We start from the raw sequence: 22,642 nt of genomic DNA, 5'->3' as shown, positions 1-22,642 counted from the left end.
CAGCGCCGTTCAAAAAACTATTTTTAAGAACAAGGCTAGCGACCTCCTAACTGAAGGCCGAGCAATACTAGCGAATGCGACGATGGCTGACAAGGAGAATTTGCTAAAAAATAAGCCTTTACCAAGTGAATGGTCAAAAAAAGGTCAAAAGCGACACAAAACTCATTTATGTCTCTTTTGACCGTTATATCTTTTGACCGTGATATAAGTCAACCACTTCTAATCACAAGCGCTATTCGCTGCGCCAGCTAAGTAAAAGGTTAAATTAGCAGTTTGCTTTTACTGCATCTGCAATCTTAAGCGCTGATGCTTGAACAAGCTCTGCATCTTCGCCTTCAACCATGACACGCAGTAGTGGCTCGGTACCAGACTTGCGTAATAGTACACGGCCTTTCTCGCCAAGCTCTGCTTCTACTTCAACAACCGCTGCTTTTACCGCTTCGGCTTCTAGTGGGTTTGAATCTCCGCTGAAACGAACGTTTTCTAGAACTTGAGGGTACAACGTCATGCCCTGAGACAACTCATTCAGTGTCATTTCGCTATCAACAACTGAAGCCAAAACTTGCAGAGCAGCAACGATAGCATCACCCGTCGTCACTTTATCTAGTAGGATAACGTGCCCCGAGTTTTCAGCGCCGATCTTCCAGCCTTTAGCAAGAAGCTGTTCCATTACGTAACGGTCACCAACAGCAGCACGTACAAACGGAATACCTAACTGCTTAAGGCCGTTTTCCATACCCAGGTTGGTCATTAGTGTACCAACAACGCCGCCTTTCAACTCACCGCGACGCAGTGCATCACGAGCAATAATGTAAGCGATTTGGTCGCCATCAACTTTGTTGCCTAGCTCGTCAACCATGATGATACGGTCACCATCACCATCAAAGCCAAGACCTAATGCCGCTTTTTCTTCAAGCACTTTTGCTTGCAGAGCACGTACATCCGTCGCACCGACTTCGTGGTTGATGTTAGTACCGTTTGGCTCAACACCAATCGCAACGACCTCAGCACCCAGTTCTTTAAATACAGCAGGCGCAATGTGGTAAGTCGCACCATGTGCACAATCGATAACGATCTTCATGCCAGCTAATGTCATTTTATGTGGGAACGTACTTTTACAGAACTCGATGTAACGGCCAGCCGCATCGTTCAAACGTACTGCTTTACCTAGCTCTGAAGAATCAACACATTCGATGTCTTTATCCAACTCTGCTTCAATTGCCAACTCGATATCGTCCGGCAGTTTTGTTCCCTCAGAAGAGAAGAACTTGATACCGTTATCGTAGTATGGATTGTGTGATGCAGAGATAACAATACCGGCTTCAGCGCGGAAGGTTTGAGTTAGGTAAGCCACAGCAGGTGTTGGCATTGGGCCAGTAAACGTAGCCTGAAGACCAGCAGCAGCAAGGCCAGCTTCTAGCGCTGACTCAAGCATGTAACCAGAGATACGAGTATCTTTACCAATGATGACTTTCTTTGTGCCTTGCTTCGCAAGAACACGACCCGCAGCCCAGCCAAGCTTCAGAACAAAATCAGGTGTAATCGGGTACTGGCCTACTTTGCCACGCACACCATCTGTGCCGAAATAACGTCTTTTATCAGACATAGTGATTTTCCTTAATTATATTTAGTGATTGTTGTTCATCACTTCGATTATTTTCATCGCTTCCAGTGTCTCCTCGACATCATGAACGCGAATAATTTGTGCGCCTTTCATCGCGGCAATCGTCGCGCAAGTGACGCTTGCGACCATGCAGTCGGCCGGAACCTTGTCTAGCAATTTAAAGATCATCGATTTTCTCGACATCCCCGCTAAAACAGGTAAGCCTAACGAATGAAACTTTTCAAGGTGCGCTAATAGGTGGTAATTATGCTCAATGGTTTTACCAAAACCAAAACCAGGATCCAGAATCAGCTGATCTTTTGATATACCAACAGCCTCACAAGCCTCCACCCTTTCTTTTAAGAACGCTTCAACATCCATTAGGACATCATCGTAATTAGGGTTAGCTTGCATGGTTCTTGGCTGACCTTTCATGTGCATCAGGCAAACGGGCACATTAGCATCGGCGGCCGCTTCTAAAGCTCCGGGCTCTTGCAGTGCGCGCACATCATTGATCAAATCAGCCCCCGCTTCAACGGCTTGGCGCATCACTTCAGCTTTACTGGTATCAATGGAGATCCACACATCAAACTTAGCGCGAATTGCTTTAATGGCAGGAATAACGCGAGCGAGCTCTTCTTCTAAAGGAACGTCAGGCGCTCCCGGGCGAGTTGATTCACCACCAATGTCAATAATGCTAACACCAGCTTGAATCATTCGCTCTGCTTGCAGTAAAGCATTATCTAATGAATTGAATTTTCCGCCATCAGAGAAAGAGTCAGGCGTAACATTGAGGATACCCATCACATGTGGGCGGTCTAAAACGAGCGTTTTATTATGTGCTTTTAATATCATGGAAGGTGGGTCTTAAAGGTAAAAACATCTAGGGCTAGAAACAGAAAAACCCTGAGCGTACTCAGGGTTTTAATTTATAACTTAGCGATTAAGAATCTTTGTTTTGAGCATCATCTGTTTCAGATTTAACTTCTTCAACTTTCGACTCTTCAGCTTTTGGTTCCGCTTTAGCTTCTTCTGCCTTAGCTTCAGGTTTTGCTTCTTCCTTTGTAGGTTCAGCTTTTACCTGATCACCCCAACCAGCTGGATCACGAATCTCTTGCTTACGCTCCATCAAGTCATCAATTTGACCTGCATCGATCGTTTCGAACTTCATTAGAGCGTCTTTCATCGAATGCATGATATCCATGTTATCTTCAAGAATCTTCTTAGCTCTATCGTAGTTACGGTCGATAAGGATACGAATCTCTTCATCGATAAGCTTAGTCGTGTCATCAGAAACGTGCTTAGCTTGGCTCATGCCGCGACCTAGGAAAACTTCACCTTCTTCTTCTGCGTAAAGAAGAGGACCCAATTTCTCAGAGAAGCCCCACTGCGTAACCATCTTACGAGCAATATCAGTTGCACGTTCGATATCGTTAGACGCACCAGTTGACACTTTGTCTTTACCGTAAATAAGTTCTTCAGCAAGACGACCACCGTACAAACTAGAGATCATAGACTCTAGATGTTGGCGAGACATGCTCACACGATCTTGCTCTGGCAAGTACATGGTTACACCAAGCGCACGACCACGTGGAATGATTGACACCTTGTACACTGGATCGTGTTCAGGTACCAAACGACCAACAATTGCGTGACCCGCTTCGTGGTAAGCCGTTGACTCTTTCACTTCTTCAGACATAACCATTGAACGGCGCTCTGCACCCATCATAATTTTGTCTTTCGCAAGTTCAAACTCAACCATAGATACATTGCGCTTGTTACCACGAGCAGCAAATAGCGCCGCTTCGTTCACAAGGTTCGCAAGATCCGCACCAGAGAAGCCTGGAGTACCACGAGCGATCAGCGACGGTTCAACATCACCTGATAGTGGCACTTTACGCATGTGTACTTTAAGAATCTGTTCACGACCACGTACATCCGGTAGACCAACCACAACTTGACGGTCAAAACGACCAGGACGAAGTAATGCAGGGTCTAGTACGTCTGGACGGTTAGTCGCAGCGATAACGATAATACCTTCGTTACCTTCGAAACCATCCATCTCAACCAACATTTGGTTCAGTGTTTGTTCACGTTCATCGTGACCACCACCAACACCAGCGCCACGTTGACGACCTACAGCATCAATTTCATCGATAAAGATGATACAAGGTGCCGCTTTCTTCGCTTGTTCGAACATGTCACGCACACGAGATGCACCAACACCAACAAACATTTCAACGAAGTCAGAACCAGAGATAGTAAAGAACGGTACTTTCGCTTCACCGGCAATCGCTTTTGCAAGCAATGTTTTACCCGTACCAGGAGGACCAACCAACAGGATACCTGTCGGGATCTTACCACCTAGCTTTTGGAAGCGGCTTGGGTCACGAAGGTAGTCCACAAGCTCTTTCACGTCTTCTTTTGCTTCGTCACAACCAGCAACATCAGCAAACATGGTTTTGATTTGTTCTTCGCTCATCATTCGAGCTTTACTCTTACCGAAAGACATCGCGCCTTTACCGCCGCCGCCGCCTTGCATTTGACGCATGAAGAAAATCCATACACCAATCAGTAAGATCATTGGGAACCATGAGATGAAGATAGTGCCAAGCAGGCTCTGCTCTTCAGGTGGTGTACCCTGAACTTTTACGTTTTGATTAATTAAGTCATCAAGTAGCTTTTGATCATAAACAGGCATGTAAGTTACATACTTAGAACCACCACCACGACGTGTGAAAGTGATTTCGCTGTTATTGAACTGTGCGTCTTGAATCTGGCCTTGGCCAACTTCCTGTACAAACGTGGTGTAATCTACTGCTCTGCCGTTACTTTCCCCAGGGCCGAAGCTCTGGAATACCGACATCAACACTACCGCGATAACAAGCCACAGAATTAAATTTTTTGCCATGTCACTCAAGGTGTAAGCCTCTCGATAACTAATTGTAATTAAAGGTAGGGTACTACAGTTTGTAACCTGTAGCCATGTTGTTAACTCTCACTCTTGGAAGAGAATCGTTAACCTTTGTAACCAGTGGCTACGATAAACACTTCACGAGATCGAGCTCGAGAAGAGTCGGGTTTTCTAACTTTTACTGTTTTAAACATCTCGCGGACGTCCTTAACGTATTGGTCAAACCCTTCGCCTTGGAATACTTTTACAACAAAACTACCATTGGTAGCTAGAACTTGTCGACACATATCCAAAGCTAATTCAACTAAATACATAGCTCTTGGCTGATCCACAGAATTGTTGCCTGCTATATTAGGTGCCATATCTGACATCACGACATCAACCATGTTTGGTTGTATACGTTCCAACAAGGCATCTAGCACAGCTTCTTCGCGGAAATCGCCTTGTAAAAAGCTAACACCAGCAATCGGATCCATTGGTAACAAGTCACACGCAATGATTTGTCCGTTGTCTCCAACAATCTTAGCAGCATATTGAGACCAACCGCCAGGTGCTGCACCCAAATCCACAATGGTCATCCCAGGAGACAGCAATTTATCTTTCGTTTGAATCTCTTCCATTTTGAAATAAGCACGTGAACGATAGCCTTTCTTTCTTGCTTCATTTGCGTACTTGTCGTCGAAGTGTTCCTTCAACCAACGGCCTGAACTGGCCGAGTGTTTCTGTTTGCTCATTGGATACCTAAATTGGAGGAAAGTACTAATTGCTGAATAAATTATAGTCTTCAGCTTTAGATGGCGTTAAAATAGGTTTTTTCAACCCTAATAGTAAAGAAAATTGGCCGCGTAATGAACCTAAGTACCAAACAAAAGCAGCATCTAAAGGGCCTAGCTCACAGTTTAAAACCTGTTGTGCTAATGGGCGCAAATGGACTTACTGAAGCTGTTCTAGCGGAAATCGAATTAGCTCTAGACCACCACGAACTGATCAAGATTAAAGTTGCATCAGAAGACCGTGAGACTAAGCAACTGATTATCGATGCAATTGTACGTGAAACTAAAGCTGAGAAAGTACAGACTATCGGTAAAGTTCTAGTACTGTTCCGCCAGTCAGAAGCACGTAAAATCGAGATTCCACGTAAATAAGCGAGTTTGATATAAGCTAACTTCACTAATAGGAAGCCACAGCGCTTATCTTTTAGTGTAGCGTGAGAAACGAAAAAGGTCGCATTTAGCGACCTTTTTACTTATCAGAAACAAAGAAAATTCAATTAGATATATTCTACTTTGTCGATTTCGAAGTCTTTGTCACCACCAGGGGTAGAGATCATGACTTCGTCGCCTTCCATTTTACCGATAAGACCGCGAGCAATTGGCGATTTCACAGAAATGCGACCCGTTTTGATGTCTGCTTCGTCTTCTGAAACGATTTGGTAGCGGAACTCATCATCGGTATCCACATCAATCAGTGTCACTGTCGTACCAAAGATAATCTTGCCCGTATTATCCATTTGCGTTACATCGATGATCTGAGCCAGTGATAGCTTATATTCAATATCACGGATCTGAGCTTCACAAATACCCTGCTCTTCACGAGCGGCGTGGTATTCAGCATTCTCTTTCAGGTCACCTAGTTCACGTGCTTCACCAATAGCTGCTGAGATAACAGGGCGTAGCTTAAGTAGGCGATCTAATTCGTCACGTAGCTGCTGAGCGCCACGTACTGTCATTGGAACCTTTTCCATTTTTTACCTCTATGCCAAAGCTTTCTTTGGCCAACATAAATACACCCAACGTATTTATTGGGTGATAGAAACAAAACGATTTGGCTTAGTGTAAACAAACTTTATGGCTAAATCACCTTTATTCCACTTTGCGTTATAAAAGCTTTATCTAGGTCTAAATTACAGACATCACAAAAATGAATAATAACCTCCCCATCAATAAGTGGAGAGCTAAATACCTAAAAAAACAAAAAACAAACAAAATAAACACAGATCACACTTTTATAAAATACACTCAAAAACAACCACTTAAACAAAAAAGATATAATAAAACAGTGTTCATTTTTTAGTTTTATATCATTTTACTAACTGACCATGGAACTTTAGAGGTAAAAAGTAACCCATGGATTGCACTGGCATTTTCAGACTTCTGTTCTAATCATGATTATGAAGCCTGATTAATACAGGCAATACACAAAAGGGTTCAAATCCTTAATAAAACTTCTATGGACAGTAATTAGGAAATAATAACATGAACAAGACTATGATCGCGCTTGCTGTATCTGCTGCAGCTCTTGCTACTAACGCAGTGGCAGCCGACGGTAAACAAGCTGGTGATATTGCCGGTACTTCTGTATACAGCTCAAACGGCACTTCTCTAGAGATCGGTGGTCGTGCAGAAGCTCGTCTATCGATGAAAGATGGCAAAGCTGACGACAAATCACGTGTACGTCTTAACTTCCTAGGTAAAGTTGAAATCCAAGACGGCCTATACGGTGTTGGTTTTTACGAAGGCGAATTCACAACTGCTGAAAACGGCGGCTCTACTGATAACAACGACGGCGACATCACTAACCGTTACACATACGCTGGTATCGGCGGTACATTCGGTGAAGTAACTTACGGTAAAAACGACGGTGCGCTAGGCGTAATCACTGACTTTACCGATATCATGTCTTACCACGGTAACTCTGCTGCAGACAAAATCGCAGTAGCTGATCGTTCAGACAACATGCTTTCTTACAAAGGTCAATTCCAAGACCTAGGCGTTAAAGCTAGCTACCGCTTTGCTGACCGTTCTGAAACAACTAGCGGTGACTTCAGCGACAACGGTAAAGATGGCTACTCTCTATCTGCTATCTACGCAATCGGCGATTCTGGCGTTAAGCTAGGTGCTGGTTACGCAGACCAAGATCAATCTAACGAATACATGCTTTCTGCATCTTACCGCATCAGCGATTTTTACTTCGCTGGTGTATTCACTGATGGTGAAAAACAAGCAACTTTCAAAGATGCTGATGGCAACGTTTTTGAATTCAGCAACCAATCTGTAGACTACACTGGTTACGAATTCGCAACTGCGTACACGCTAGACCAAACTGCATTCACACTAACGTACAACAACGCAGAAACTGACGGTGAAACTTCAGCAGACAACGTTGCTATCGATGCGACTTACTACTTCAAGCCTAACTTCCGTACTTACATCTCGTACAACTTCAACCTAATCTCTGAAGGCGACAAGATTGGCGGGACTTCTCTAGTAAACGGCACAGCATCTAAAGCACAAGCTGAAGACGAGCTAGCTCTAGGTCTACGTTACGACTTCTAATTCTGATTATCTAATGATTCATTAGTTAATTGAGAATCAAAACGCCCGCTATCTAGCGGGCGTTTTTTATATCTGTATACTGAAAACATCAGCCATCCAAGAAATCTTCTATGCGCCTTCTATCCACACTACTGGTATGTAGTTTTTCCATTAGCGCTTTCTCAGTTAACGCTTTCGCTTACCCCCCTCTAGATAAACTGCCTGATGGCAGTAGCACCAGTGTAATTTTGGAATCCCTGAAAGGCGATTCAAACAAAATGAATTCCAACAGTGATGGCTTCTATCCCCCCGCTAGTACTTTAAAGCTGGTGACAGCGTTGGCGGCTAAGTTGGAGTTAGGGGATGACTTCCATTACACGACCAGCGTTGCTCGTTCTGGTAATGATGCAATCATTTCGTTTAGCGGCGACCCAACACTGCAACGTGAGCAGCTAAAAAGCCTGTTAACTCAATACGCTAAGTCTCAATCCAGAACCATCAAGGGCAATTTATATCTGGATAACACAGCTTATACCGGCTATCAGCGAGCGGTGGGGTGGCCTTGGGACATTCTAGGGGTTTGTTACAGCGCGCCTTCTAGTGCAATGACCTTAGACAGCAACTGCGCACAAGCCTCTATTTATACAAAAGGTAATGGCAGCACTCGCGTTTATATTCCCGCTCACTATCCGATAGACGTGACGACCACCGCTGCCACGGTAACTCGCTCTGGGCAGAAGGCGACACAATGCGACTTGGAACTCATCACCACACCAGATAACGCTTACAAGCTCTCTGGTTGCTTGGTTGAGCGCAAAAAGCCACTGCCACTTAAGTTCGCCATTCAAAATCCAGAACTTTACACCTATCAAGTTGTTGCATCGCTTCTCAAAGAACTGAAAATAGAAGTAAAAGGTGATGTGATTATTGGTAAAAAAGAGAAAGCAGACAAAACCACGTTAGTCGCTAGTCACAACTCAGAAAAGCTTCCTGAACTGCTCGATATCATGCTCAAGAAGTCGGATAACCTTATCGCAGATAATCTAACTAAAACGCTAGGAGCCACATTTTATGTTCAACCAGGCAGTTTCAATAACGGTACTGAAGCGATAAAGCAGATATTGCTGACCAAGGCTAATATTGACCTCAGTAAAGCGCAGCTCGTCGATGGTTCAGGGCTATCTAGAAATAACCGAATGAGGTCACAGACCATGGCTCAAGTGCTTCGTTATATCTGGGAAAACGATCAACAGCTCAACCTAATTGAGGCTATGCCTACATCAGGTGTAAATGGAACGCTCAAGTACCGTCCAAGCATGAGAAAAGCACCGATTCAGGGCAACATCACAGCCAAAAGTGGTTCTTTGTACGGAACGTACAACATGGCGGGATATGGTTTAGATGAGTCCGGGAAACCAAACTCTTTGTTTGTGCAGTTTATTCGTGATTACTTCCCTGAAGAGCAAGATCCAGACAGACCGGTAGAGGCTCCAATCACCCAGTTTGAGCGTGCTTTCTACAAAGATGTAGTTGAGTTCAGTCAAACACAAAGCAAATCGAAGTAATGTTTGGCTCTGTGTAAACTTCTACTCAAACAATAAAAATGGCGCTAAAGACCTTAAATCTTCAGCGCCATTTTTGTTTCTCAGATGTATTTAGCTATTTTTATAGGTGCCTATTTTTATAGGAGCTAAGCGATACCGAGGAATGAGTTAACCACAGTGAAGTAGATCCACATTCCTGAGATATCAACTATGGAAGCAAGCACTGGGCTCACTAACACCGCTGGATCAAGCTTAAATAGCCTAGCAACTATCGGCAATCCGCCACCCAGCACGGTTGATATGGTCACCTGAATAAACAGCGCTACCGCAATAGCTAACGCAATCATGTTGATATCATAACCACCTGTCGCTTGGTTTTCACTAAAGAGCAAAATACGTCCAATCATCACCACAGCAATAGCTAAAGCTAAACAAATAGCGACTCTAAACTCTTTCCACAGAACGTTAGCCCATTGGCGTTTTTTTAACTCACCTGTGGCTAAGGCTCTGATAACCAAAGTCGCGGCTTGTGTCCCGGTATTACCACCAGCTGCAGCAATTACCGGCATGTAGATAGCCAAAAGTACCAACTGACTGAGAATGTCTTCATATTGAGCGATAATAAGCCCTGAGACGATGCCCAATAGTGCTAACGCAATAATCCAACCGATACGCTGTCTAACGTGGCTCATGACGCCAGTAGAAAGATAGCCCTGCTGAGGTTCTACCTCTGAGTAAATCAGCCCTAGTTGGTGAGCTAGATGTCGAGAGCGCTTCTCAAAGCCCTGCTCTTCTAGCTCACTAAGTAAAGTCTGAATCGTACTAAGAGAGCATTGCCCCAGCACTAACACCGCATCTTCGAGCGGCATTCGGTTCAAAAGGTTAATTTGTTGTTCACGTCCGTACTGTTGAAATGCATTCGACACAGCTTGGATGTCTTGCTCTGAGTACAGAGCTTCAATAGATAAAAAAGTGTTGTTCATTACCGTCATGGCGAATCTCCCGATTGGCAAAGGTAACGACCATCAAAACAAATAGCATAGATTTATAGATTTATAGATTTATGCGCACCAAGAGCTGAAAGCTACTGGTGTGTCTACTTGTTAGAATCTAGTGTGTGGAAAAGAATGAGGGGGAAAAACAAAGATACCCTACCTGAACGGCAGGACAATAGATCAATACCGAGACAGGTTATTCTTCTCCATTCAAACTAGGAGGATGGTCGGTATTGTTCATAAAAATCTCCAGAATTACTGTCAATTTGACAGCGCGCATAGTGTAGCAATAGGCGTTTCAAAGTTTCGTCAATTTTAAGTCAATAAAAAAGGCATCCGTGGATGCCTTTGGTTCAATTATTGATGTGCATTATTACTTAATAGTAATACGAGCAAACTTACGCTTACCTACTTGGTAAACGGCAGTACCTGCTTCAGGCACGAATTTGCTGTCTTCAATCTTCTCGCCTTCAAGCTTAGCCGCACCTTGCTTGATCATACGCATCGCATCAGAAGTCGAGTTTACAAGACCCGCTTCTTTTAGAACGTTCGCAATTGGCAGGCCTGCTTCGAATTCAAACTCCGGCATTTCATCAGGAACTTGGTTCTTAGCAAAACGGTTAACGAACTCTTGCTCAGCGGCTTCAGCATCTGCTTCACTGTGGAAACGAGCGATGATCTCTTTAGCAAGAAGCACTTTAACGTCACGCGGGTTCTTACCTGCATCAACGCCAGCTTTCAGTTCCGCAACTTCTTCAAGAGGACGGAAAGACAGCAGCTCGTAGTAGCTCCACATTAGATCGTCAGAGATAGACATGATCTTACCAAACATCTCGCTTGGTGCTTCGCTAATACCGATGTAGTTATGCGCAGACTTAGACATCTTCTTAACACCGTCTAGACCAACAAGTAGTGGCATCATTAGTACCGCTTGTGGTTTTTGACCTGCTGCTTTTTGCAGTTCACGACCCATTAGAAGGTTAAACTTCTGGTCAGTACCGCCAAGCTCAACGTCGCTCTCTAGTGCAACAGAGTCGTGACCTTGTAGAAGTGGGTACATGAATTCGTGGATTGCGATCGGTTGACCACCAGCGTAACGCTTTTTGAAGTCATCACGCTCAAGCATACGAGCAACAGTTTGGTTAGAAGCAAGACGAATCATGCCTTCAGCGCCAAGCTCAGATAGCCATTCAGAGTTGAAACGAATTTGCGTCTTCGCAGGATCTAGAATCTTGAATACTTGCTCTTTGTAAGTTTCAGCATTCTTCAATACGTCTTCGCGGCTTAGCGGTGGACGTGTTGAGTTTTTACCTGATGGGTCACCAACCATTGCAGTGAAATCACCGATAAGGAATGTCACTTCATGACCAAGCTCTTGGAAAGCACGAAGCTTGTTAAAGATAACCGTATGGCCTAGGTGGATATCTGGAGCTGTTGGATCGGCACCCAGCTTAATGCGTAAAGGACGACCTTCTTTTAGTTTTGCAATCAGTTCGTCTTCTGGAATCAGTTCTTCTACGCCACGTTTGATCTCGGCTAGTGCAGCTTCAATACTCGCCATTCTTGTTCACTCCCACAGATTTGGCAAAAATACATTAATTAGACATCTTACTTGAATAGCGATGTATTTTGAAACCAGTTACACTATTCCGTCGTCGATTTTCATAATATTTACAGAACGAACCGGAACATGTTGTCTATTTTTGCACGCCTTCCTATTTTGCACCGGGCTTTTATCGCATTTTTTAGTGCCATAATTTTCGTCGCGATTTTCTTACTCCCCGACGTCAACAGTTTGCGTGACGATTCGGGCGCTTTAGTTGTGGGAAAACATTACCCACTGACTATCAATGCCTCTGCACTTATTAGCTCAAGTGACGCTCCACCGACGGCAGTGCTCAATTGGGAGAAATACACCGTTCGCTCTGGCGAAAGCACCTCTGTTTTATTTGAACGTATTGGCCTCTCATACCGTCTGCTGATCACGCTACTCAATACCAATAATGATATTAAGAAGCAGCTGTCTAACCTAAGACCTGGTGATGTCTTGCAGTTCGGCTTTGATGAAAACAACGACCTTATTCAGTTAAAACGACAACTTAGTGCGTTTGAAAGCTTCAAGATCACTAAATCTGGCGATTCTTTCTCATCAAGTTTCGACAAAAAAGAAGTGGTATACCAATACAATTATGCCGAAGCCAACATCACCTCTAACTTCTGGAACGCTGGCGTCAGCGCAGGTTTAACCGCAAACCAAATTATGGAACTGGCCGGCATCTTCGGTTGGGATATCGACTTTGCGTTAGATATTCGTAAGAACGACAGCTTCAAAATCTTATACCAAGAGAAAGTGGTTGAAGGTGAAGTAGTTGGTCGCGGTAAGATCATGGCAGCCGTGTTCAAAAACCAAGGCGATTCATTTACCGCGGTATTGGATGATAAAAGCGGCAACTACTTCGATGAAAATGGTCGTGCGATGAAGAAGGCGTTCTTGCGCTCACCAATTGATTTTCGTCGCGTAACATCGAACTTTAACCCTACCAGGAGACACCCAGTAACCGGTAAGATTCGAGCTCACCGCGGTACTGACTACGCAGCCCCTGTTGGCACGCCTATCTGGGCAGCCGGTGACGGTATTGTTCAGAAGTCAGGTTACAACCAATTCAATGGTAACTACGTGTTCATCCGCCACAGCAACACCTACATCACCAAGTACCTGCACATGAAGCGACGTATGGTGAAAACCGGTCAGCGCGTAAAACAAGGCCAAACCATTGGTACTTTGGGCGGTACAGGCCGTGTGACTGGCCCGCACTTACATTATGAATTCTTGGTTAATGGCGTACATAAAAATGCGCGTACCGTGAAATTGCCTCAATCCAAGTCGTTAACTGGTAAAGCAAAAGCAACCTTTATTGCCAACTCAGAGATTCGATTAAGAAACCTTGAGCGATACGGTCAGTTACTAGCGACTAACTAGGCGTTTGTAGCTTCACTGCAAAATAGAAAAATGCAAAGAGCGCCCATCAAGGCGCTCTTTTTTATGCTCACATACCACAACTAGCTACTGTTTTTCAGGTTTGTTGTTCCGTCCAAGCATTAACAAACAAGGGGTTAATACTAAAGTCAGCACCGTGGCAAACGCCAAACCACCAGCAATAGCGGTCGCAAGCTGTGACCACCATTGTGTACTTGGCGCGCCAAACTCTATCTTTTGATTAATCAGGTCGATGTTCATCTCTAACACCATCGGCATTAAACCTAAGATAGTCGTAACCGTCGTGAGCATTACTGGCCTTAAACGCTGAACACCGGTTCTTAGAATCGCATCTCGCTTGTCCAAGCCTCTTTTGATGAGCTGATTATAAGTATCAATCAACACGATGTTGTTGTTCACGACTATGCCGGCGAGCGCTATTACCCCAATTCCCGACATCACAATGCCAAACGGACGTTGGAAGATCAGTAAGCCAACGAACACGCCAACGGTCGAAAACAATACAGCACTCAGAATCAAAAACGCTTGATAGAAGCTATTGAACTGAGTAATCAGAATCAAAGCCATTACCGCCAAAGCAACCAAGAAAGCACTTTGTAAAAAGGCTGACGAGTTTTCTTGTTCTTCGTTTTGACCACGGATGCGAAATTCCACGCTACTCGGCAGCCCTAGCTCACTCAATGCTTGTTCGATCTTTGGTAGTTCGAGAGCAAGGTTATACCCTTCTTCCATATCCGCCATGATGTTCACCACACGCTTGCCATCAAGGCGTTTAATGGTGTCTTGCTTATGGTCGGGAACGATCTGAGCGAAATTAGTAATAGGTACTAAACCTGCTGGCGTTTTCACCCTAAGCTGGTCGAAGCGCCCGATATCACGCTTATCATTAGGGTAGCGCACCAAGATATCGACCTCTTCTGAAGAGTCATCGGGCAGATAATCACCAATCTTGAGACCATTAGTCACGAATTGAACGGTATTACCCACTAAGGTCGCATCAGCTGCAAAGCGCGCAGCATCGTCGCGGCGAATATCCACCTTCCAATCGATGCCATCTTTACTCGCAGTATCGCTGATATTGGTCAGTGCTTTATTTCCATCAGCCCAACCTCTCACAATTTTTGCAGCCTGATTGAGCTGCTCTGGAGTTCTTGCCGACAGCTCAATCACTAAGTCATTTTCAACCGGAGGCCCAGCATCAGGGAACTTATATTCAATCTCAACACCAGCGTATTGATCGGTTTGTACCTTCAACTCATCAATAATCGCCTTAACGCTGCGTCGATATTGCCAGTCAACAGGCGTAATTGAGATCAAACCAATCTGGTCGTCACCACCAGTACGCGTGTAAACGGTATCGAACTCATCATGATTGAGCATCATCAGTTCAATATCACGCATGATGTCATCCTTTTCTTGGATAGACAGATCCCCATGCGAGCGAACTTTGACATTAAAGAATGGCGGATCAACTTCTGGGAAGAACTCTGCACCTAGACCCGCTTTTGAATAAGTAAAACCAACTGCAACCGCGAGCAGTGCCGCACTGAACAAAATCTTAAAGGGGTGTTTAATCGCTAAAGAAAGCGTGTGGTAGTAAGCCTTGGTTAAACCAGTAGCCTGTGAAAAGTCACCATTATGCAGTGCGACCATTCGAGCTTGGCTTTTAGACGATACGTATTGAGGTTTGCCAATCAAACCGCCCAGCACGGGCACAAACAACAACGCCATGATCAATGATGCAGTTAAAGTCGCGATCAGAGTTAGTGGTAAGAACTTCATAAATTCGCCCGTCACATCAGGCCAAAACAGTAACGGAGCAAATGCGGCTAAGGTTGTGGCAGTCGATGCGGTTATCGGCCACGCCATCCGTTTCGCTGCATCTCGGTAAGCGGCTTTGCGCCCTTCACCCTCTTGCATTCGCCTGTCTGCAAATTCGGTCACCACAATCGCACCGTCTACTAGCATCCCCACCGCCATAATCAGAGAGAACAGCACTACGATGTTGACGGTTAAGCCAAACACCGAAAGAACCAATAACCCGGTTAGGAATGAGCCTGGAATGGAAATACCCACTAACAAAGCGGTACGCACACCAAGAATCGCGATGATAACGATCACCACCAGAATAATGGCGGATAAGATATTGTTTTGCAGATCATTAAGCATGATCTTCACATCTTTAGATTCATCCCAGGTGTATTTGACCAACAGGTTATTTGGCCATTCCGCTTGCTGCTGAGCACCAGCCATTACCGCTTTGACTAGCTCAACGGTTTCGATGATGTTCTCACCTGCACGCTTCTTGATATCCAACACCACCGCAGATTTGCCATCTAAACGAGCAAAACTTTCAGGATCTCGAAACGCTCGACGAACCGTAGCGACATCGCCAAAAGTGACCACCTGCTTGCCATCCACTTTAATAGGCAACTCAAGCACGTCTTTTAAGGAGTTAAATACCGAAGGGACTTTGACAGAAAAACGTCCGTAGCCAGTATCAACAAAACCTGCGGCCACCACTCGATTGTTCAGAACGATCAGATTATAGATATCCGCTTGATCTAAGCTGTAGCTCTCCATCAATAACGGATCGACAATGATCTCGACGATGTCAGCGCGATCGCCCGCAATATCGACTTCAAGGATTTGGCGATAGCTTTCTAATTTGTCTCCAAGCTCTCGGGCAATTTGCACTATGGTGCGCTCAGGAACGGTACCGAATAGCACAACAGACAAAACAGGTTGCTCAGAAGCCAGCGTCACCTCATTTACGGTCGGTTCGTCACTGTCTTCTGGTAGTTTTGGTTTAGCCAGATCAACCGCGTCACGCACATCGGCCATTGCTTTGGTGAGATCGACGCCAACATTAAACTCCAACACAACAGAGGCATGCCCTTCTGCTGCGGTTGCTGTCATCTCTTTTACGCCTTCAATCGACCTCAGCTCTTGCTCAATAGGTCGAACCAATAAACGTTCTGCATCCGTTGGCGAGATCCCTTGGTGCCCGACCGAAACATAGATAATTGGGATGGTAATGTCTGGGCTCGATTCCTTAGGTATCGTGATATAGGTGACGACACCGGCTACAAGGATTAACGCTAAAAGGGAGAGCATTGTTCGAGCACGAGACAAGGCTGCATCAATAATTGAATACATCGGTTATCTCCTACTCTGCGGTTACGTTAGAGAGTTCAGCGACTTGCTCAACAGCAATCACCGAATCACCATCACGCACAAACCCTTGGCCTACTGTGATGATATCGACGCGTTGACCTAGCCCCGTGAGCCACACTCCATCTTGTTCGGCCTTTACTAGCTGAATGCCTACAAACTTCACCGTTGGTGAGTCATCGACTGAAACCAAGGTTTTGACCCCTAGGTTACCCGCCTCATCCAATGCTAGCATCGCCGGTGTTATCTTTATTGCATCTCTTGTTTCTAGGTTGAGTTTAACTTCGGCACTGACACCTGCTGGTAATAGGCCTTTAGAGTTATCGATTTCTATCTCGATTGGGAAGGTATTAGTAGCAACAGAAGAGATACGAGAAACATAGCGTAAACGGCCTTCCGCTTCTTCTCGCCCTAACAAACGAACCAAAGCAGATTGATTGACTAGCAAATGTTGGATATGACGCTCACTGACATCCGCCTCAATAACCAAAGGATCGAGGTCAATCACGCCAGCAACAGGATCGCCAACACTAACGAAATCACCGAGCTCCACCATCAAATCTTGAACCACACCCGAAAAAGGCGAAGTAATCACAGTATTCTTTAAAGCCAACTCCGCATTGCGCATCATGGCTTTTGCTTCTGTTAATGAAGCCTCAGCTGTGGTGTAGGCGATTTCACCTTGCAGTCCTCTTTTCTTCAGTGACTGCGCCGCTTTGAACTCTTTCTGCTTCAAGCGATATAACGCAGATGCTCGCTCTAGTTGAATCTCTAAATCACCCTTATCTATCTGGGCAATGGCTTGTCCTGCTTTAACCATCCCCCCCTTAACAACATTCAATCTGACAATCTTACCCGCGACTTCTGCACCTAGACGAGCATGCCTATCGGGCGCCGTTCTTCCATAGAGATCAATCGTTTTAAAGGTCGGTGATGAGGTGAAGGTTTGAAAGGAAACCTTAGCCAGCGGAATTTCTGTTGCCTTTTTTTCAGGTGACTCTTCTGCTTGCCCTACGCCTAAACCAAGCCAGATCGACAACAACACGACTAGAGTCAGAGAAACCAGCCACGGCTGCTTCAATTTCTGAAAAAGTGGTGAGTTAGAAAATAGAGTGGGCATAACAAATCCTTTTGTCCGATGTCATTCAGGCGCGCTAGTTGGCTTAATAGCGTGATGTGCAACTTCCTTATGCACAAAGGTAACCTTAACAGACCAATCCTCAACGAAGTTGGACGCTATCGACAGTTTAAAAAATATGCCGTGTACTAAAAATGACAAAATAGAAGGTTGGAATGATTTTAAAAGCAATAACTTAATATGTCTTAGCAATTTTGAGGCTGCGTGACAAACAAGAGCCTTGCTAAGAAAGGAGCTTTGTTATGAAGAGAAATTTGGGGATATAAAAACAAAAACGCCGAACATAAGTTCGGCGTTTACAACCTTCTGGTGTGGCTTTCAGCTAATGCAGCTTTGAGCTCATGCTATACGCTAAATGATGCACCACAACCACATGTTGTTGTCGCGTTCGGGTTGTTCACAAAGAAACGAGCGCCTTCTAGGCCTTCTGTGTAATCAACCATGCCGCCCATTAAGTACTGTAGGCTCATTGGGTCAACAACCAGCGTTACACCGCTGTTTACAATTGTAGTGTCGCCATCATTTACTTTTTCATCAAATGTGAAGCCGTATTGGAAACCGCTACAACCACCACCTGTAATGTATACACGCAGTTTTAGTTCTGGGTTTTCTTCTTCAGCAATTAGCGTTTGTACGCGGGTAGCTGCTGCATCAGAAAAAGACAATGGGATATTTACTTCGCTCACGACAACCTCTCTTACCTGTGTCAAAAACAACATGATACAAATCTAATTCGAGACCATAGTTGTTGAGTATTTTCTTATATTCCGGTGATTATCTAATACCTGACTGAAACGTTCAAGTATTCACCACAGGATCGGTCCTTTTACTGCTGTAAACTCACCAATATCTAACAATTAAAACGTGTAACCACACAAAACAACCAGATTCGGGTGATTATCTGGGCGAAAGCATTCCTAGTTGGATTAGGGATAGGTACAATGCGTGCCAATTGGTCCGACAGTCAAAAGAGGATATATCAATGACCAAATCAGCAGAGCTGTACGAAAAAGCACAGCAAACTATTCCTGGTGGCGTAAACTCTCCAGTTCGTGCATTCAATGGCGTAGGTGGTTCTCCAATCTTCGTTGAACGCGCTGATGGCCCACTTATTTTTGATGCTGATGGTAAAGCGTATATCGATTACGTTGGCTCTTGGGGGCCAATGATCCTTGGTCACAACCACGCTGTTATTCGTGATGCTGTGATTGCAGCAGCTCAACGCGGCCTTAGCTTCGGTGCTCCAACCGAAACTGAAATCAAAATGGCTGAACTTGTATCTGAGATGGTTCCATCAATGGAACAGCTACGTATGGTGAGCTCAGGTACAGAAGCAACAATGAGCGCGATTCGTCTAGCTCGTGGCTTCACTGGTCGTGACAAAATTCTTAAGTTTGAAGGCTGCTACCACGGCCACGCAGACAGTCTACTGGTAAAAGCTGGTTCCGGCGCACTGACTTTAGGTCAACCAAGCTCTCCTGGTGTACCGGCTGACTTTGCTAAGCTGACATTAACGGCAACCTTCAACAATCTAGATTCAGTACGTGAAATCTTCGCAGCAAACAAAGGCGAGATCGCTTGTATCATCGTTGAGCCAGTAGCGGGTAACATGAACTGTATCCCTCCTGTAGAAGGCTTCCACGAAGGTCTACGTGAAATCTGTGACCAAGAAGGTGCATTGCTAATCTTTGATGAAGTAATGACAGGTTTCCGCGTTGCTGAAGGTTGTGCTCAGGCTTACTACAACATCAAGCCAGACCTAACGTGTCTTGGTAAAGTGATCGGCGGCGGCATGCCTGTGGGCGCTTTCGGTGGTCGTAAAGACGTGATGCAATACATCGCACCAACTGGCCCTGTTTACCAAGCGGGTACGCTTTCAGGTAACCCTGTTGCAATGGCTGCTGGCTACGCATGTTTGAACCTTCTACGAGAAGAAGGCAACGAAAAGCGTCTAGCTTCAAAAACTAAGCAGTTGGCAAAAGGCTTCAAGCAACTTGCTGACAAGCACGGCATCCCAATGCTAGTTCACCAAGTTGGCGGCATGTTTGGTTTCTTCTTCACTGACCAAGAAACTGTGACGTGCTACGAAGATGTAACTAAGTGTGATGTAGAACGCTTCAAGCGCTTCTTCCACCTAATGTTAGATCACGGTGTTTACCTTGCACCTTCAGCATTCGAAGCAAGCTTTACTTCTCTTGCTCATGGTTCAAAAGAACTTGATGCAACACTAGAAGCTGCTGACCGCTCTCTTGCGATCATTGCTGCTGAAAGCAAATAATCGAAAGCACTTTATAAGTCGCTAACCGATTGAATTTAGGGCTGCATTAAATGCAGCCCTTTTTTATATATCGCGCTCAACAGCCACAAATATGACAGCTTATTTAGCCGTCGACTAAGGCTAAAGCTGAACCAAAAGCATTAACGTTCCCAGAAAAGAAAAACCAACAACATCAAGGTACCGAGGAACATTCTGAACCAAGGGATCTCTTTTTTTGTTTGCTGTTCTTCGTCTTGGCATTTCTTATCTTTATTACAGCATCCCATTATCAAAACTCCTCATTGCTAACTCTCTGTTTTGCAGCCATTATAAACTCAGAACGCAAATATAGAGACCATTACCGTGTCAGAAAAACTCAAAATCAATTCCAGCCACTGGGTGATCATCATTGCCCTACTCGCGGCGGCTTATGCTTGTTACTTGCTTATCGAGCCATACGTTAACTCTATCGTGATGGCCTTTATCATTTCACTATTGATGTTCCCAATCCATGAGTGGCTTGAAAAAAAGCTCCCGAATAAAGAAAACATCGTCTCTCTGCTGTCTTGTATCATACTGACCTTCATTATTGTTATCCCTTTATTGGCAGTATTCGCAGCAATTGTTCAGCAAGGTTCTCTGTTCTCTCAGAACACCTACCAATGGGTAACACACGGCGGCATTCAGACTCTGTTTGCTCATCCGTTAGTGGTCAAAGCGCTGTCATTTGTGAATAACTACCTGCCTTTCGACAACATTGAGCCCCAAGCCATCGCACAAAAAGTCGGTGAGTTTGCGACCAGCTTTGGTTCTAAGCTAGTTGGTATCAGTGCCAAAATCTTAGGTGACGCAACCAATTTCTTGATGGATTTCTTCTTGATGCTGTTCGTTTTGTTCTTCTTATTAAGAGATCATGACAAAATCATCAGTGTGGTTCGTCATATTCTGCCGCTGTCTCGTAGCCAAGAAGACAAACTTCTAACAGAGATAGAACAAGTATCTAAATCAGCAGTAATGGGCTCATTCTTAACCGCAATCGCGCAAGGTTTTGCCGGCGGTTTAGGTATGTGGATTGCCGGTTTCCCAGGTCTATTCTGGGGTACTATGATGGGCTTTGCCTCTTTCATCCCAGTTGTGGGTACCGCATTAATCTGGATTCCAGCAGCAACCTACTTGTTCCTAACTGGTGATACCACGTGGGCGATTTTCCTAACGGTTTACTGTGTAGCGATTGTTGGTTCAATTGATAACCTTCTGCGTCCGCTGCTAATGCAAGGCAGTGCAGGCATGAATACCCTGATGATCTTCTTCTCACTATTGGGTGGTATTCAACTGTTTGGCCTAATTGGTCTTATCTACGGACCATTGATTTTTGCGATTACCATTGTCCTATTCAACATCTACGATGAAGAGTTTAAGGACTTTTTAAACCAGCAAGACAAGAGTTAACGAACTTGACGTCAACTTGATTGGCGAACCCGTATTAAACACTTCAAGCTTTGGGCGGATTATGCGAAAATCCGCCCTCATTTTTTGCTAACGATTCAACAGAGTGTCCTATGTCAGCTTATATTGCACCAAGCCAGATTGCTCAACGCCAACTCGCCTACTTTGAAGGCAAACATGTTTTAGTTGCCGGTGAGGCAGAAGATTTGTTCCCTGTTGAGTTAGCGAAGCATTGTGAATCTGTCTCTGTGTTTACTTCTAATTACAGCTACTACCGTCAATTAGAAGGCTACAACACCATCCAACGTTTTTATGGTGCGGAGTTTACCGAAGAGACCAAAGCCGACTTAGTGATGTTGTACTGGCCAAAAGCCAAAGCGGAAGCGGAATTTTTGTTGGCGATGCTATTTGCCAAGCTAGGCAAAGATACCGAGATCGTCGTGGTTGGTGAAAACCGTTCAGGCGTGAAAAGCATCGAGAAGATGTTTGCTCCTTACGGCAAAGTTGTTAAATACGATTCAGCGCGTCGTTGCTCTTTCTACTGGGGTCAATGCTTCGAGCAACCACAAGCGTTCAACCTGCAAGACTGGTTTAAGACCTACACGGTTAACATTGGTGAGCAATCACTTACGGTAAAAAGCCTTCCTGGCGTCTTCAGTCACGGTCAATTCGATGTCGGTAGCCAACTTCTGTTGGATACTCTGCCAAAACTAAAAGGCAAGGTACTGGATTTTGGCTGTGGTGCAGGCGTATTGGGCGCGGTGATGGCATCTCGTAACCCAGATATCGAGCTAGAAATGTGCGACATCAGTGCATTTGCCGTGGCATCAAGCCAAGCAACGCTAGAAGCGAATGGTTTAACGGGTAAAGTCTTCGCATCCGATGTCTATTCTGATACTGCAGAAGACTATCAGTTCATCATCAGTAACCCACCATTCCATTCAGGTTTAGACACTAGCTACAGCGCGACTGAGACCTTACTTTCTCAGGCTCCTAAGCATTTGAAGCGTTCTGGTGAGATGATTATTGTTGCGAATAGTTTCTTAAAATACATTCCAATTATTGAACAAGCGTTTGGAAAATGCGCGACTCTAAATAAGACCACTAAATTCGCGATCTATCACGCAAACAAATAACCTCTCTAGCACAGCGCAGGGTCATTATCTGCGCTGTCTGTTCATATTTTTGTCAAAACTCTATAAAAATGAGCTTTTGCACACGCTTTAAATACCACTTACTTGTCAAAGTAAAAAAACTCG

At 44.7% G+C, this 22,642-nt stretch carries 17 protein-coding genes; 7 read left to right on the top strand and 10 right to left on the bottom strand.

Annotated elements, in window-relative coordinates; genetic code table 11:
- Window positions 1-265 precede the first annotated feature (265 nt).
- From glmM to rlmE, 4 genes are all read right to left on the bottom strand, one after another.
- Entirely contained in the window at window positions 266-1,606 is a 1,341-nt protein-coding gene (gene glmM / locus AB4493_RS11255) for a phosphoglucosamine mutase (RefSeq protein WP_017059393.1), read from the bottom strand.
- A gap of 21 nt (window positions 1,607-1,627) precedes the next feature.
- On the bottom strand, window positions 1,628-2,458 hold the full coding sequence (gene folP, locus AB4493_RS11250; RefSeq protein ID WP_102393175.1) for a dihydropteroate synthase: 831 nt from the start codon (window positions 2,456-2,458) through the stop codon (window positions 1,628-1,630).
- Between the two features lie 88 nt (window positions 2,459-2,546).
- Window positions 2,547-4,514, bottom strand: coding sequence for an ATP-dependent zinc metalloprotease FtsH (ftsH, locus tag AB4493_RS11245; protein ID WP_017068905.1), 1,968 nt, complete (start codon window positions 4,512-4,514; stop codon window positions 2,547-2,549).
- Window positions 4,515-4,621: 107 nt separating this feature from the next.
- Entirely contained in the window at window positions 4,622-5,251 is a 630-nt protein-coding gene (gene rlmE / locus AB4493_RS11240; RefSeq protein ID WP_017059396.1) for a 23S rRNA (uridine(2552)-2'-O)-methyltransferase RlmE, read from the bottom strand.
- Window positions 5,252-5,365: 114 nt separating this feature from the next.
- Here rlmE and yhbY point away from each other — a divergent pair, with 114 nt between their 5' ends.
- Window positions 5,366-5,662 carry a ribosome assembly RNA-binding protein YhbY gene (gene yhbY, locus AB4493_RS11235; RefSeq protein ID WP_004738252.1) on the top strand — a complete coding sequence of 99 codons (297 nt, stop codon included), beginning with the start codon at window positions 5,366-5,368 and terminating at the stop codon, window positions 5,660-5,662.
- 125 nt (window positions 5,663-5,787) lie between these two features.
- Here yhbY and greA read toward each other — a convergent pair whose 3' ends face one another.
- Window positions 5,788-6,261 carry a transcription elongation factor GreA gene (gene greA / locus AB4493_RS11230; RefSeq protein WP_017059397.1) on the bottom strand — a complete coding sequence of 158 codons (474 nt, stop codon included), beginning with the start codon at window positions 6,259-6,261 and terminating at the stop codon, window positions 5,788-5,790.
- 511 nt (window positions 6,262-6,772) lie between these two features.
- Here greA and AB4493_RS11225 point away from each other — a divergent pair.
- Together AB4493_RS11225 and dacB are read left to right on the top strand one after the other, a co-directional pair.
- The gene (locus AB4493_RS11225) at window positions 6,773-7,852 is read left to right on the top strand and encodes a porin (RefSeq protein WP_372123801.1); all 1,080 of its coding nucleotides are present in this window, start codon (window positions 6,773-6,775) and stop codon (window positions 7,850-7,852) included.
- A gap of 110 nt (window positions 7,853-7,962) precedes the next feature.
- Complete coding sequence (gene dacB / locus AB4493_RS11220) at window positions 7,963-9,396, top strand: serine-type D-Ala-D-Ala carboxypeptidase (RefSeq protein ID WP_372123799.1); 1,434 nt, start codon at window positions 7,963-7,965, stop codon at window positions 9,394-9,396.
- 125 nt (window positions 9,397-9,521) lie between these two features.
- Here dacB and AB4493_RS11215 read toward each other — a convergent pair whose 3' ends face one another.
- Window positions 9,522-10,367: a magnesium transporter gene (locus AB4493_RS11215; RefSeq protein ID WP_102428941.1), complete on the bottom strand. Its 846-nt coding sequence runs from the start codon at window positions 10,365-10,367 to the stop codon at window positions 9,522-9,524.
- A gap of 376 nt (window positions 10,368-10,743) precedes the next feature.
- The gene (gene tyrS / locus AB4493_RS11210) at window positions 10,744-11,931 is read right to left on the bottom strand and encodes a tyrosine--tRNA ligase (RefSeq protein WP_017059402.1); all 1,188 of its coding nucleotides are present in this window, start codon (window positions 11,929-11,931) and stop codon (window positions 10,744-10,746) included.
- A gap of 129 nt (window positions 11,932-12,060) precedes the next feature.
- Here tyrS and AB4493_RS11205 point away from each other — a divergent pair, with 129 nt between their 5' ends.
- Window positions 12,061-13,350 (top strand): peptidoglycan DD-metalloendopeptidase family protein, encoded by a 1,290-nt coding sequence (locus AB4493_RS11205; protein WP_065584911.1) that lies wholly within the window; start codon window positions 12,061-12,063, stop codon window positions 13,348-13,350.
- An 84-nt stretch (window positions 13,351-13,434) separates the two neighbouring features.
- On the opposite strand, the gene AB4493_RS11200 is transcribed toward AB4493_RS11205, so the two are convergent.
- The 3 genes from AB4493_RS11200 to erpA all read right to left on the bottom strand — a co-directional run bounded on the left by AB4493_RS11200 (window position 13,435) and on the right by erpA (window position 18,366).
- Window positions 13,435-16,527 carry an efflux RND transporter permease subunit gene (locus AB4493_RS11200; protein ID WP_372154982.1) on the bottom strand — a complete coding sequence of 1,031 codons (3,093 nt, stop codon included), beginning with the start codon at window positions 16,525-16,527 and terminating at the stop codon, window positions 13,435-13,437.
- Between the two features lie 10 nt (window positions 16,528-16,537).
- Window positions 16,538-17,662, bottom strand: coding sequence for an efflux RND transporter periplasmic adaptor subunit (locus AB4493_RS11195; RefSeq protein ID WP_017059405.1), 1,125 nt, complete (start codon window positions 17,660-17,662; stop codon window positions 16,538-16,540).
- A 362-nt stretch (window positions 17,663-18,024) separates the two neighbouring features.
- Window positions 18,025-18,366 carry an iron-sulfur cluster insertion protein ErpA gene (gene erpA, locus AB4493_RS11190; protein WP_004734539.1) on the bottom strand — a complete coding sequence of 114 codons (342 nt, stop codon included), beginning with the start codon at window positions 18,364-18,366 and terminating at the stop codon, window positions 18,025-18,027.
- Window positions 18,367-18,662: 296 nt separating this feature from the next.
- Between erpA and hemL the strand changes: the two genes are divergently transcribed.
- The 3 genes from hemL to rsmC all read left to right on the top strand — a co-directional run bounded on the left by hemL (window position 18,663) and on the right by rsmC (window position 22,519).
- Window positions 18,663-19,958, top strand: a complete 1,296-nt coding sequence (gene hemL / locus AB4493_RS11185; protein ID WP_010436060.1) for a glutamate-1-semialdehyde 2,1-aminomutase — start codon at window positions 18,663-18,665, stop codon at window positions 19,956-19,958.
- A 342-nt stretch (window positions 19,959-20,300) separates the two neighbouring features.
- The gene (locus AB4493_RS11180; protein ID WP_017059406.1) at window positions 20,301-21,386 is read left to right on the top strand and encodes an AI-2E family transporter; all 1,086 of its coding nucleotides are present in this window, start codon (window positions 20,301-20,303) and stop codon (window positions 21,384-21,386) included.
- A gap of 110 nt (window positions 21,387-21,496) precedes the next feature.
- Window positions 21,497-22,519 (top strand): 16S rRNA (guanine(1207)-N(2))-methyltransferase RsmC, encoded by a 1,023-nt coding sequence (gene rsmC / locus AB4493_RS11175; RefSeq protein ID WP_017066801.1) that lies wholly within the window; start codon window positions 21,497-21,499, stop codon window positions 22,517-22,519.
- Window positions 22,520-22,642: the final 123 nt, after the last annotated feature.

Source organism: Vibrio sp. 10N.222.55.A1, assembly GCF_041473835.1.
Taxonomy (GTDB): domain Bacteria; phylum Pseudomonadota; class Gammaproteobacteria; order Enterobacterales; family Vibrionaceae; genus Vibrio; species Vibrio crassostreae_C.
This window is presented reverse-complemented; position numbering and strand designations above follow the sequence as displayed.